The organism is Dyella subtropica, from assembly GCF_026283965.1.
Lineage (GTDB): Bacteria > Pseudomonadota > Gammaproteobacteria > Xanthomonadales > Rhodanobacteraceae > Dyella_D > Dyella_D subtropica.
The window spans coordinates 15,806-28,672 of the sequence record NZ_JAPDPD010000008.1; the positions used below are offsets into that span (position 1 = coordinate 15,806).

Sequence of the window (12,867 nt, forward strand, 5' to 3'; positions counted from 1 at the left end):
ATGCTGACACGTCTTGTCGAACTCTCCTTACGTTACAAACTGCTGGTCATCATCTTGTTCGCGGTGATCGGCTTCCTCGGCTGGCGTGCGATGCGGCAGGTGCCGATCGACGCCTTTCCCGACGTCACGCCCGCGCAAGTCAACGTTTACACCGAGTCGGCCGGGCTGGCCGCGGAAGATGTGGAGCAGCGGCTTACTGGGCCGATCGAGTCCGCCTTGGCCGGGTTGCCCAAAGTGCAGGAAATCCGCTCGGTCAGCCTGTTCGGCCTGTCCTATGTGTCTGTCTATTTCGAAGACGATATGGACATCTATTTCGCCCGGCAGTTGGTCAACGAACGCCTGCAGCAAGTAGGCGATCGTCTGCCGGCAGGCTATGGCAAGCCCGAGATGGGGCCGAACACGTCCGGGCTCGGCCAGGTGTTCTGGTACACGGTGGAGCGTGCGGATCAGACATCGCAGGGCGCCAGCGATATGGATCTGCGCACGCTGCAGGATTGGACCGTACGCCTGATTCTGCGCACAGCGCCCGGTGTGGACGACGTGGTGTCCTGGGGCGGCGGCGAACGCCAGTATCAGGTGCGCATCGATCCCCATCGGCTGATCGCCCACGGCCTCGGTTTCCGCGACGTGATGGCGGCGCTGGAGGCGAACAATGCGCAGGTCGGCGGCAACTACGTCGACATAGGGCGAGAGCAATACCTGGTGCGCGGTCTTGGTCTGGTCCGCAACGCCGAGGACATCGGCAGCATCGTGCTCAAAAGCACGGATGGCACGCCGGTCTACGTGCGCGACGTTGCCACGGTGGTGCAGGCGCCGGCGCCGCGTTTCGGTGCGGTCACCCGCGACGGCAAGGAAGTGGTGATGGGTCAGGCGCTGGCGCGCATCGGCGAGAACGCGAAGAGCGTGGTCGATGCCGTCAATGCGCGGTTGGATACCGTGCGTCAGGCGTTGCCGGCCGGAGTGGAAGTGAAGCCGGTCTACGAGCGCACGGACTTGGTGAATAAGGCGGTGGGCACGGCGGTGCGGGCGCTGGTGGAAGGTTCGCTGCTCGTCGCGCTGGTGCTGTTCCTTTTCCTCGGCGAGTTCCGCAGTGCCGTGGTGGTGATCGTGGCGTTGCCGCTGGCGATGCTGATGGCCTTTATCGGCATGGGGCAGGTAGGACTTTCGGCCAATTTGATGTCGCTGGCCGGCCTGGCGATCGGTATCGGCATGATGGTCGACGGTGCCGTGGTGATGGTGGAAAACGCATTCCGCATCATGGCCGAGCAGCGTGCGCAGGACGGCAAGGTGGACCGCACGGCTGCCGTGCTTATAGCGGCGCGAGAGGTGGCCAATCCGATCACTTTCGCCATCGCCATCATCGTGGTGGTGTTCCTGCCGCTATTTAGCCTGCAGGGGCTGGAAGGCAAGATGTTCAAACCCATGGCGTTTAACATCAGCTTCGCCATGGTCGGCTCGCTGGTGTTGGCGCTGACCTTGATTCCGGTGCTGGCGGCCTTGCTGCTCAAACCCAAGGAAGAGAAGGACACCTGGCTGGTTGCCCGGCTGAAGCGAGGCTATGTGCCGTTGCTGGCCTGGGCGCTGCGGCATCGTCGTGGCGTGCTGGCGGGTGCGTGTGTTGCCTTGCTCGGCAGCCTTGCCCTTTTCCCGCTATTGGGCAAAGAGTTCATGCCCAACCTGCGCGAGGGCGCGATCATGTGGCGTGTCACGTCGATTCCGTCGGCGTCGCTGGATGAGTCGATCGCGATCTCCAACAAGATCTCAGCCTTGTTCAAGCGCGATTTCCCTGAAGTGGAAACGACACTATCGATGATCGGGCGCGCGGAGAAAGGCGAAACCGCTGATGTGAATTACATGGAGATCTACACACCACTCAAACCGAAGGAGGGCTGGCGCAAGGGCGTGAGTCTGGAAAGCCTGGAGCGTGACATGCAGGAGGCGTTGGAGAAGGAGCTTCCCACCGCCGTGGTGGGCTTCACCCAGCCGATCCAGATGCGCATCGAGGAACTGGTTTCGGGTGTGCGGGCCACGCTGGCGCTCAAGCTCTATGGCGACGATCTGGGGCAGCTCGACCGACTCAGTGCGCAGGTCAAAGAGATGCTCTCCGGCGTACCTGGCGTGGCCGATCTTGCGCTGGAAGCCAATCTAGGCAAGCCACAGATTCGCGTACAGGTGGATCGCGAGGCGTTGGCACGCTATGGCCTGAATGCGGAGGACGTGCTGACCGTGGTGAAGAACGGCATCGGTGGCGAAGCCGTGAGCAGTCTGCTCGACGGCGTGCGCCGCTTCGATATAACGGCACGATTGGATGAAAACTCCAGGCAATCGATGACCGCAATCCGGCAGATTCCGCTGCGTTCCACCAACGGCAGCATCGTGCCTTTGGAAAAGGTGGCCGAGGTAAGTACGGCCGAAGGCTATTCCTTCATTCGGCACGAACAACTGCAACGCTACGCGGTGATTCAGATGGATGTGCGGGGACGCGATATCGACGGCTTCGTGAGGGACGCCAATGCGGCTATCGCGCAGCGAGTGAAGTTGCCGCCGGGTTATTGGACGGAGTGGGGCGGCGCCTTCGAGAACCAGCAGCGTGCGCTGGGGCGGCTGGCATTGATCGTGCCGGCGACGATCTTCTTCATCTTCATCCTGCTCTATACCGCGTTCAATTCCGCCAAGTATGCGGCCTTGATTCTGGCGAATGTCCCGTTCGCGACTATCGGTGGCCTGGTGGCGCTGACGGTGACGGGGCAGTACTTGTCGGTGCCGTCGGCGATCGGGTTTATCGCCGTGTTTGGCGTGGCGATGCTCAATGGCATCGTGCTGGTGAGTTTCCTCAACGAGCTGCGCGGCAAAGGGCTCGGTGTGCGCGAGGCGGTGTTGCGCGGGACGGTGTTGCGGTTACGACCGGTGTTGATGACCGCCAGCGTGGCGATTCTTGGGTTGGTGCCGATGTTGTTGTCGAGTGGCGTGGGGGCGGAGACGCAGCGGCCGTTGGCGACGGTGGTGGTGGGTGGGTTGTTGACTTCTACATTGCTGACGTTGGTGTTGTTGCCGGTGCTTTATGACTGGATCGAGGGGAGGAGGGAGCGTCACTCTCTCCGCGACGCTTCGGCATAGCCACTTGGCTCCCTCTCCCCTCCGGGGAGAGGGCTGGGGTGAGGGGTGGGTGCTCGCGATAACCCCTCATTGTCGTCACCTCGGCGTAGGCCGAGGTCCAGTGGCGTTGACGCTCGGTTATTGCGTCTGCGTGTGCCGGCTCGCCTGCCGCGGGCTTTCGAACCGCTGCCGCGGTCCGAGTCACTTTTCTCTGTTTGGCCAGAGAAAAGTAGCCAAAAGAGAGGCCACCCCGGTTCCGCGCCCTTCGGGTTCGTGAGGGCTGGCTGGGCTTTTCGACACGACGTCCCTGTCGTGTCGAAAAGGCATCGACGTCCTGTCGATGCCCCCTGCGGGGCCTGATCGTCCAACCCTCACCGCTGCACAGGGGCCCGTTACAGGCTCGCTTGCGCATCGCCAAGAAAGCAAGAGCCCGCAAGCGTTGCTTGCGGGCTCTTTATGTCTTTCTGCGTTTTGTTGTTACGAAAGGTTGTAAGCCTTCTCTTCGTGCAGGGCGATGTCGAGGCCGACCATTTCCTGTTCGTCGTCGACGCGCAGGCCGATGGTCCAGTCGACTAGCTTCAGCAGGACGAAGCTGAGTACGGCGCTCCATACGATGGTGAAGCCGACGCCTTTGGCCTGGATCCACAGTTGTCCCCACAGGGAGGTGACGGTGCCGAAGCCGCCGAGTGTCGGGGCGGCCAGCGGGCCGGTGAGTAGGGCGCCGATGATGCCGGCGATGGCGTGGACGCCGAAGACGTCGAGGGAGTCGTCGTAGCCGAGTTTGTGTTTGAGTTTGGTGGCGCTGAAGAAGCACACCACGCCGGCGATGAAGCCGAGTACCAGCGAGCCGCCAGGCCCCGCAGTACCGGCGGCGGGTGTGACGGCGACGAGGCCGGCGACGGCGCCGGAGACGATACCGAGCACGCTGGGGCGGCCGTGGGTGATCCACTCGGCGATCAGCCAGCCGAGTGCCGCGGCGGCGGTGGCGATCTGAGTGACTAGCATGGCCATGCCGGCGCTGCCGTTGGCGGCGACGGCGGAGCCGGCGTTGAAGCCGAACCAGCCGAGCCATAGCAAACTGGCGCCGACCACGGTGTAGCCGAGGTTGTGCGGCGGCATCGGGGTATGCGGATAGCCGCGGCGCTTGCCGATCACCAGGCAGGCGATGAGGCCGGCGATACCTGCATTGATATGCACCACGGTGCCGCCGGCGAAATCCAGCACGCCAAGGTCGCCCAGCAACGAGCCCGGTCCGCTCCACACCATGTGCGCCACTGGCAGATAGACCACGGTGAGCCACAACCCGCTGAACCACAGCATCGCGCTGAATTTCATGCGTTCGGCGTAGGCGCCGATGATCAGCACGGGGGTGATGATGGCGAAGGTGAGCTGGAACATCACGAACACGCTTTCGGGCACCGTCTGGTACAGCGAGGTCGGCGTCAGGCCCGCCAGCAAGGCGCGATCGAGCCCGCCGATGAAGGTGTGCCAGTTCACGACGTGGGCCTGCATTCCGGTCGAGCTGAAGGCCAGCGAGTAGCCGTAGACGATCCACAGCACCGTGACGAGCGCGGTGATCGCGAAGCACTGCATCATCACGGACAACAGGTTCTTGGCGCGTACCATGCCGCCGTAGAAAAGCGCCGCACCCGGGATGGTCATCATCAGCACCAGCATGCTGGCGGTCAGCATCCAGCCGGTGTCGCCGCTATCTAGATGTGTCGGTGCGGGTGCGGATTGTGCCCAGGCCGGCGACGCCACGCAGACGCCCATCACGATCCATGCCGTCAAGCCCGCGAGCCGCCGCCGGATGTCCGGTTCCCTATTCCCCGTTCCCAGCCTCTCAGAGCGCATCGGTGTCGACCTCCATGGTGCGGATCCGGATGGCCTGTTCCAGCTCGCTGACGAAGATCTTGCCGTCGCCGATCTTCCCCGTTCGCGCCGCGCCGCTGATGGCTTCGATAACGTGGTCGAGCTGCTCGTCGGCCACGGCCACTTCCACTTTCAGCTTGGGCAGGAAATCGACCACGTATTCGGCGCCGCGATACAGCTCGGTATGCCCGTGCTGGCGACCGAAGCCCTTGACCTCGGTGACGGTCATGCCGGAGATGCCGGCCTCGGACAGGGCCTGCCGCACGTCATCCAGCGTGAAAGGTTTGATAATCGCGGTGACCCATTTCATCCGGCGCTCCCCCGAGTGGTTGATATGTCGCAATGCAGCACATTGCATGCCAGCCGGAGAGTCGAGGGGGATGGCCGTAAATTCAGTAAGTTAGAGCATGGGTGGCGCTGGAGTAGCGCTTTTCTGGAGCTTTTTTGGCGAGGAGTTGCGCGCCATTGGTGCAATGGCTTGTCATTGACCCTCGCTGCGCCAATCAGTACCATTTTGGTACCGATTCAATCAGATTCTTCCCGGCCTCCCCCATGCTTCGCGTCAGCCGACTCACCGACTACGCCACGGTGGTGATGACCTGCATCGCCGCCCATCCGCACGACGTACTCAGTACGGCGCAGATTGCCGATGAGGCGCGTCTGGAATTGCCCACGGTCAGCAAGCTGCTGAAGTCGCTGGGGCACGCCGGGTTGGTCGAATCGTTCCGTGGCGTCAATGGCGGCTATCGCCTAGCGCGGCCGGCGAGCGCGATCTCGCTGGCGCAGATCGTCGAGGCGATGGAAGGGCCGATCGGCATGACCGAATGCGGCATCGTTGCCGAAGGGCAGTGCGATCGCGAGTCGCAGTGCACCGTGCGCGGCAGTTGGCAGCTGGTGAGCCATGTGGTGGACAACGCGCTGCGCGCGGTCAGCCTGGCCGACATGCTCAAACCGCCGTCACGCACGCCGGTAGCGACCGTGGCACTCAGTGAATTGAAAGGCAGGACCCACGCATGACCAGCGAACGCAGCGACAACACCGCCACCACGCTTCGCGACAACGCTGAAGTCGCGGAAGCGCTCGGCCGCCGCTACGAGGCCGGTTTCGTCACCGACATCGAAACCACCAGCCTGCCGCCTGGCCTGAGCGAGGACATCATCCGCCAGCTCTCCGCGATCAAGCAGGAGCCGGAGTGGATGACCGAGTGGCGCCTGAAGGCGTATCGCCACTGGCTGACCATGCCGATGCCGGATTGGGCCAGGCTGCGGCTTGCGCCGATCGACTATCAGGCCATCAGCTACTACGCCGCGCCGAAGGAAGGCCCCAAATCGCTGGACGAGGTCGACCCCAAGCTGCTGGAAACCTACGACAAGCTCGGCGTGCCGCTGCATGAGCGCGCCAAGCTGGCCGGCGTGGCGGTGGACGCGGTGTTTGACTCCGTCTCCGTGGGCACCACCTTCCGCAAGGAACTGGCGGAGGCCGGCGTGATCTTCTGCTCGATGAGCGAGGCGATCCGTGAGCACGGCGATCTGGTGCAGCAATACCTGGGCAGCGTGGTGCCGACCGGCGACAACTTCTTCGCCGCGCTGAACTCGGCGGTGTTCTCCGACGGCTCGTTCGTGTTCGTACCCAAGGGCGTGCGCTGCCCGATGGAGCTTTCCACGTACTTCCGTATCAACGCGATGAACACCGGACAGTTCGAACGCACCCTGATCGTGTGCGAGGACGACGCCTACGTCTCCTATCTCGAAGGCTGCACCGCGCCTATGCGCGACGAGAACCAGCTGCACGCCGCGGTGGTGGAACTGGTCACGCTGGAACGCGCGCAGATCAAGTACTCCACCGTGCAGAACTGGTACCCCGGCGACGAGAACGGCGTCGGCGGCATCTACAACTTCGTGACCAAGCGTGGCGACTGCCGCGGCGCGGATTCCAAGATTTCCTGGACCCAGGTGGAAACCGGTTCGGCCATCACCTGGAAGTACCCGAGCTGCGTGCTGCGCGGCGATCGTTCGGTGGGTGAGTTCTACTCGGTGGCGCTGACGCATCATCGCCAGCAGGCCGACACCGGCACCAAGATGATCCACATCGGCAAGGGCACCAAGTCCAAGATCGTCTCCAAGGGCATCAGCGCCGGTCGCAGCTCCAATGCCTATCGCGGCCTGGTGAAGGTGGAGAAGGGCGCCGACGGTGCGCGCAACTACACCCAGTGCGACTCGCTGCTGATCGGCAAGCGCTGCGGCGCACACACCTTCCCGTACATGGAAGTGAAGAACCCGAGTGCCATCGTCGAGCACGAGGCGACTACTTCCAAGATTTCCGACGACCAGCTGTTCTATTGCCGCAGCCGTGGCATCAGCGAAGAAGACGCCGTATCGATGATCGTCGATGGCTTCTGCAAGCAGGTGTTCCGCGAGCTGCCGATGGAGTTCGCGGTCGAGGCGAAGAAGCTGCTCGAAGTCTCTCTGGAAGGGGCTGTGGGATGAAGCGCATCGCGTTGTTCGCCATGCTGGCGATCTTGCCTTTCACGGCCTCGGTGGCGGGTTCGCAGCCAAGCTGCAACGCCGCCGGTTCGCAGGCTGAACTCAACGCCTGCTCGGCCGGCGATTTCGCCAAGGCCGATCAGGAACTCAACAAGGTCTGGGAGGCCATTCTCGCCAAGTACGCGGATCAGCCACTGTTCCTGCAGAAGCTCAAGGCTTCGCAACAGCTGTGGATCAAGTTCCGCGATGCCGAGGTCGAGGCCACCTATCCGGTGGGCAAGTCGGAGAGCCCGGCCGTCCAGTACGGCTCTGTGTACCCCATGTGCGTCGGCCAGGCTAAGGCTCGCCTCACCCAGCAACGTACCGAGCAGCTGAAGGCGTGGCTCGATGGTGTGCAGGAAGGCGACGTTTGCGCCGGCTCGGTAAAGAATTCTGCGGAACTGAAGTGACCATGCTGAAGATCGAAAACCTGCACGCCCGCGTCGAGGGCAAGGACATCCTCAAGGGGCTCTCGCTCACCGTGAATCCGGGTGAGGTGCACGCCATCATGGGGCCGAACGGCGCGGGCAAATCCACGCTGGGTAACGTGCTGTCCGGCCGCGATGGCTACGAGGTCACCGAAGGTTCGGTGACATACGAAGGGCGCGACCTGCTGGCGCTGGAGCCGGAGGAACGCGCTGCGGCCGGCATGTTCCTGGCCTTCCAGTACCCGGTGGAAATCCCCGGCGTGAACAACACCTATTTCCTGCGCGCCGCACTCAACGCGCAGCGCAAGCAGCGCGGTGAGAAGGAACTGGATTCCATGCAGTTCCTCAAGCTGGTGCGCGAGAAACTGAAGATCATGCAGATCTCGGACGAGCTGCTGCATCGCGCCGTCAACGAGGGTTTCTCCGGCGGCGAAAAGAAGCGCAATGAGATCTTCCAGATGGCCGTGCTGGAGCCGAAGCTGGCGATCCTCGACGAAACCGACTCCGGCCTCGATATCGACGCGCTCAAGCACGTGGCGCAGGGCGTCAACGCGCTGCGCTCGCCGGATCGCGCCTTCCTGGTCATCACCCACTACCAGCGCCTGCTCGACTACATCGAGCCGGATTTCGTGCACGTGCTGGCGGACGGCCGCATTGTGGAGAGCGGCGACAAGACGCTGGCGCTGAAGCTGGAAGAACACGGCTACGCCTGGGTGGCCGATCGCGATCCGGCGCTGTCCGGAGCGCAGGCATGAACCAGCCGGTGCGCACGCCGTTCGTCGAGTCGCTGCTGGCGTCGGCGGCGCTGGCGCAACTGCCGGGCAGCGGTATCGCGTGGCTGGATGCGGCGCGTCGCGAAAACCTCGAAGCGTTCGAGGCAGCTGGACTGCCGGATACCCGGGTCGAGGCCTGGAAGTACACCGCGCTGCGCGCGCTGGGTCAGCGCCAGTTTGCCCATGGCGATGCAAACGCGGCGGGACGCCCCGTCGACCTTGCTGCGCTTGCGCTGCCGGGTGTTGATGGGCCGCGCCTGGTCTTCGTCAACGGCGTGTTTCGCGCCGATCTTTCATCGTCGTTCGGTCTTCCCGACGGCCTGAGTTTGATGCCGCTGTCGCAAGCGCTGCAGGGCGATGCGGAGTCCCTGCGTTTTGCGCTTTCGCGACACTATCGCGAGGCGGGCGATACGTTTGCCCGCCTCAATGCCGCATTGGCCGGCGATGGCGTGGTGCTGCGCGTGGATGCCGGCACAAGGATCGCGCAGCCGGTGCATCTGCTGTTCGTCGGCGCACCGGCCGATGGCGACTGCAGCTGGCACGTGCGCAACGTGATCGAGCTGGGCGAGGGCGCCGAGCTGACCCTGATCGAACATCATGCATCGACGGGCGAGCAAGGCCATCTCGCGACGCTGGTTGGCGACATCGTGTTGCGCGATGGCGCCAAGCTGCAGCACACGCTGCTGCAGAATGCGGCCGAGAGCGGCACGATGATCCGTCGCAGCAGCCTGCATTTGGGCGCGCGTGCGCACGTCATGTCGCATGTATTGGAGCTGGGCGGCGCACTGGTGCGCCACGACCTGCAGGCCGAGCTGGTAGGCGACGAGGCGCGCTTCGATTCGCGCGGTGTGTTCGCGCTGCATGGCCGCCAGCACGTGGATACCCAGCTGGCGATTCGTCATCAGGCGCTGAACACGGCATCGGAATCCATCTGGCGCGGCGTGGCCGACCAGCGTGCACGCGGTGTGTTCCGCGGTGCCATCGTGGTGGCGCAGGGCGCCGACGGCAGCGATGCCTTGCTCAGTAGCAAGAATCTTTTGCTGTCCGGTCAGGCCGAGATCGACACCAAGCCGGAACTCGAAATCTACGCCGACGAGGTCAAGGCGGCGCACGGCGCCACGGTCGGCCAGCTGGACGAACGCTCGCTGTTCTACCTGCGCTCGCGCGGCATTCCGCAGGCCGAAGCGCGCACGTTGCTGACGGCGGCGTTCTGTCGCGCCGTATTGCAGTCGATGCCGCATGAAGCCTTGCGGGAGCATGTTTCGAATCTGCTGCTGGCGCATTTGCCGGCGGAGTGAATGACCTGCACCTCCCCTTGCTTACAGGGGGAGGCTGGGAGGGGGGTAGGCCCTGACTCAAGGGTTCACCCTTTCCCAACTCTCTCCTGACGAGGGGAGGGAGTCCCATCGCTACGGACCCTTTGCCGATGAATGCACAGTCCAAGTCCATCCCCACCGCTTTCGACGTGCAACGCATCCGCGCGGATTTCCCGCTGCTGGCGCGCACCGTGCACGACAAGCCGCTGGTGTATTTCGACAACGCCAACACCAGCCAGAAACCGCACAGCGTGATCGAGGCGGTGGACGAGCACTATCGTTTGCACAATGCCAATGTATCGCGCGCCGTGCACACACTCGGCGAGGAGGCCACGGCCGCCTACGAGGGTGCACGCGACAAGCTGGCGCGTTTCATCAACGCCACGTCGAGTAACGAGCTGATTCTAACCTCCGGCACCACTCAGGCCACCAACCTGGTGGCCTATAGCTATGCGCTGCCGAAGCTGCAGCCGGGCGATGCCATCGTCACTACCGTGATGGAACACCACGCCAACATCGTGCCGTGGCAGATCATTGCGCAGCGCAGTGGCGCTACCGTGAAAGCGGCGCCGATCGACGAGCGCGGCGAGCTGATCGTGGAAGCCTTCGTCAAACTGCTGACGCCGGAAGTAAAACTGGCCTGCGTGACCCACGTTTCCAACGTGCTGGGCACGGTGAATCCGGTGCGTGAGCTGGCGCGCGAGTGCCGGAAGCGTGGCATCCCGCTGCTGGTCGACGGCTCGCAGGCCGTGCCACATCGTCCGGTGGACGTGCAGGCGCTCGGTTGCGACTTCTACGCACTGACCGGGCACAAGATGCTCGCGCCGACCGGCACCGGCGCCTTGTGGGCGCGCAAGGAGCATCTGCAGGCGATGCCGCCGTTCTTCGGCGGCGGCGAAATGATCCGCGAGGTGAGCTTCGGCGGCACGACCTTCACCGACCCGCCGCATCGTTTCGAAGCCGGTACGCCGAACATCGCCGGCTTCGTGGGGCTCTCTGCAGCCATCGACTACTACGAGTCGATCGGCTTCGAGGCAATTCATGCCTGGGAGCAGCAACTGCTCACGTATGCTACCGAGCGCCTGCGCGAAATCCCCGGCCTGCGCCTGTTCGGCGAGTCGAAGGAGAAGGAGCCGGTGATCTCGTTCCTGATCGAAGGCGCGCAGGCGACGGACCTGGCGACCTTGCTCGATCTGCAGGGTGTGGCGGTGCGCTCCGGTCACCATTGCGCGCATCCATTGATGCAGTTCTACGGCGTGCCCGCCACGCTGCGCGCCTCGCTGGCGTTCTACAACACCCGCGAGGAAGTGGACGCGTTCGTCACCGCGCTGCTCAAGGTGCGTACGCTGCTGATGTAGGTTGCGGTGAGCGAAATGCTCCCAACCTTCGAGGCGCGCGCGATAGAACTACACCTGGAACGTATCCATGCATGACCGCCTGAAGCAGGACCTCACCGAGTTCGATGCCATTCTCGATCGCGCTCGCGCGATGGCCAGCGACTACCTCCATGGATTGCCGCAGCGTCCGGCAGCAGCCGACGTGCTCTCGCCGCTGCCTGCGCGTATGGACCTTCCCGGGCGCGGGGAAGGGGCACAGGCTGTATTGCAGCGTTTCGAGCGCGACTACGCCGCGTTGCTGTCGGGTGGTCCCGGACCACGTTACTTCGGTTTCGTGACTGGCGGCGGCACGCCGGCTGCGCTGGCCGCTGACTGGCTGGTCAGTACCTACGACCAGAACGCACAGCGCAACGGCGATACGTGCGCACCGGCCATCGAGGCGCAGGCTGTCGATATGTTGCGGCAGCTGTTGGGTTGGCCGGCGCATTGGACGGGTGCATGTGTCACCGGTGCGACCATGGCGAACTATGTGGGCGTGGCCTTGGCGCGGCAGTGGATCGGCCATCAGCATGGTCGGGATATTGCCGCCGACGGTTTGTTAGGTTTGCCGTCGATTCCGGTGTACGCCGGCGGTGCGCATTCGAGCACATCGAAAGCCTTGAGCATGGCCGGGCTCGGGCGCCATGCGCTGCGTTCGTTGCCGCTGTTGCCCGGTCGCGAAGCGCTGGATGTCACCGCGCTGGAACGTGCATTACACGAGCAGGGCGATATCCCGAGCATCGTGGTGGCCAGCGCCGGTACGGTGAATACGGTGGACTTTGACGATCTCGCCGCGATTGCCGATCTCAAGCAACGTTATCGCTTCTGGCTGCATGTGGATGCGGCCTTCGGTGGTGTGGCGGCGGCGTCGGAGCAACGTCGCCATCTGATGTCCGGCATGGAAGCAGCCGATTCGGTCACGGTCGATGCGCACAAATGGTTGAACGTGCCCTACGACTGCGCCTTGCTCTATACCGCGCACCTCCCACTGCAGATCGAGGTGTTCCAGAATCGTTCGGCTTATTTGCCGGCGCCGGCCGTCGCGGAAGACAACTATCTGCACCTGACGCCGGAGAACTCGCGGCGCTTCCGGGCGCTGCCCTTGTGGATGAGTCTGTTGGCTTATGGTCGCGAGGGCTATGCCGAGCTGGTCGAACGCAACTGCGAGGCCGCACGTTACCTCGGCGAGTTGATCGCAAGCGATTCGCGCTTCCGCCTGGCTGCGCCGGTACGGCTCAACGTAGTGTGTTTCGGGCTCGCCGGCGGCGATGCCGCGGCCAACGCTGCTCTACACCGCGCCTTGCACCAAGACGGCACAGCCTATCTTTCGCCCTCGACGTTGGAGGGACAGCCCATATTGCGTGCGGCCATCTGCAACTGGCGCACCACCCGGGACGATATCGAGCTGACCTTTGCTGCCTTGCAGCGACTGGCAGCGACTTTGGCAAAATAGCGTTCTCCATTGGCATCGATGAACACAGGGA

General features: G+C 63.7%; 10 protein-coding genes. 8 read left to right on the forward strand and 2 right to left on the reverse strand.

What is annotated here, in order from left to right; genetic code table 11:
• A complete protein-coding gene (locus OUZ45_RS08360) occupies nt 1-3,117 on the forward strand; it encodes an efflux RND transporter permease subunit (protein WP_266169479.1) in 3,117 nt (1,038 codons plus the stop codon).
• A gap of 456 nt (nt 3,118-3,573) precedes the next feature.
• Here OUZ45_RS08360 and OUZ45_RS08365 read toward each other — a convergent pair whose 3' ends face one another.
• Nucleotides 3,574-4,887: an ammonium transporter gene (locus tag OUZ45_RS08365; protein ID WP_266169480.1), complete on the reverse strand. Its 1,314-nt coding sequence runs from the start codon at nt 4,885-4,887 to the stop codon at nt 3,574-3,576.
• A gap of 52 nt (nt 4,888-4,939) precedes the next feature.
• Entirely contained in the window at nt 4,940-5,278 is a 339-nt protein-coding gene (locus OUZ45_RS08370) for a P-II family nitrogen regulator (protein WP_266169481.1), read from the reverse strand.
• A 242-nt stretch (nt 5,279-5,520) separates the two neighbouring features.
• On the opposite strand from OUZ45_RS08370, the gene OUZ45_RS08375 reads away from it, so the two are divergent.
• The 7 genes from OUZ45_RS08375 to OUZ45_RS08405 all read left to right on the forward strand — a co-directional run bounded on the left by OUZ45_RS08375 (nt 5,521) and on the right by OUZ45_RS08405 (nt 12,836).
• Complete coding sequence (locus OUZ45_RS08375; RefSeq protein ID WP_266169482.1) at nt 5,521-5,985, forward strand: SUF system Fe-S cluster assembly regulator; 465 nt, start codon at nt 5,521-5,523, stop codon at nt 5,983-5,985.
• The gene (gene sufB, locus OUZ45_RS08380; RefSeq protein WP_266169483.1) at nt 5,982-7,454 is read left to right on the forward strand and encodes a Fe-S cluster assembly protein SufB; all 1,473 of its coding nucleotides are present in this window, start codon (nt 5,982-5,984) and stop codon (nt 7,452-7,454) included. Before OUZ45_RS08375 ends, sufB begins: the two co-directional genes overlap by 4 nt.
• On the forward strand, nt 7,451-7,900 hold the full coding sequence (locus tag OUZ45_RS08385) for a lysozyme inhibitor LprI family protein (protein WP_266169484.1): 450 nt from the start codon (nt 7,451-7,453) through the stop codon (nt 7,898-7,900). The genes sufB and OUZ45_RS08385 overlap by 4 nt, the downstream gene beginning before the upstream one ends.
• 2 nt (nt 7,901-7,902) lie before the next feature.
• Nucleotides 7,903-8,673 (forward strand): Fe-S cluster assembly ATPase SufC, encoded by a 771-nt coding sequence (sufC, locus tag OUZ45_RS08390; protein ID WP_266169485.1) that lies wholly within the window; start codon nt 7,903-7,905, stop codon nt 8,671-8,673.
• Nucleotides 8,670-9,989 (forward strand): Fe-S cluster assembly protein SufD, encoded by a 1,320-nt coding sequence (gene sufD / locus OUZ45_RS08395; protein ID WP_266169486.1) that lies wholly within the window; start codon nt 8,670-8,672, stop codon nt 9,987-9,989. Before sufC ends, sufD begins: the two co-directional genes overlap by 4 nt.
• Nucleotides 9,990-10,117: 128 nt before the next feature.
• Nucleotides 10,118-11,365 carry an aminotransferase class V-fold PLP-dependent enzyme gene (locus tag OUZ45_RS08400; protein ID WP_266169487.1) on the forward strand — a complete coding sequence of 416 codons (1,248 nt, stop codon included), beginning with the start codon at nt 10,118-10,120 and terminating at the stop codon, nt 11,363-11,365.
• Nucleotides 11,366-11,432: 67 nt separating this feature from the next.
• Nucleotides 11,433-12,836, forward strand: coding sequence for a pyridoxal phosphate-dependent decarboxylase family protein (locus tag OUZ45_RS08405; RefSeq protein WP_266169489.1), 1,404 nt, complete (start codon nt 11,433-11,435; stop codon nt 12,834-12,836).
• The last annotated feature ends 31 nt before the right edge of the window (nt 12,837-12,867 follow it).

What these genes read in the sequence shown, in the direction of transcription:
- OUZ45_RS08375 (WP_266169482.1), top strand. Translation starts at nt 5,521, where the DNA reads ATGCTTCGCGTCAGCCGACTCACCGACTACGCCACGGTGGTGATGACC.
- OUZ45_RS08370 (WP_266169481.1), bottom strand. Translation starts at nt 5,278, where the DNA reads ATGAAATGGGTCACCGCGATTATCAAACCTTTCACGCTGGATGACGTG.
- sufD (WP_266169486.1), top strand. Translation starts at nt 8,670, where the DNA reads ATGAACCAGCCGGTGCGCACGCCGTTCGTCGAGTCGCTGCTGGCGTCG.
- OUZ45_RS08360 (WP_266169479.1), top strand. Translation starts at nt 1, where the DNA reads ATGCTGACACGTCTTGTCGAACTCTCCTTACGTTACAAACTGCTGGTC.
- sufB (WP_266169483.1), top strand. Translation starts at nt 5,982, where the DNA reads ATGACCAGCGAACGCAGCGACAACACCGCCACCACGCTTCGCGACAAC.
- OUZ45_RS08400 (WP_266169487.1), top strand. Translation starts at nt 10,118, where the DNA reads ATGAATGCACAGTCCAAGTCCATCCCCACCGCTTTCGACGTGCAACGC.
- OUZ45_RS08385 (WP_266169484.1), top strand. Translation starts at nt 7,451, where the DNA reads ATGAAGCGCATCGCGTTGTTCGCCATGCTGGCGATCTTGCCTTTCACG.
- sufC (WP_266169485.1), top strand. Translation starts at nt 7,903, where the DNA reads ATGCTGAAGATCGAAAACCTGCACGCCCGCGTCGAGGGCAAGGACATC.
- OUZ45_RS08405 (WP_266169489.1), top strand. Translation starts at nt 11,433, where the DNA reads ATGCATGACCGCCTGAAGCAGGACCTCACCGAGTTCGATGCCATTCTC.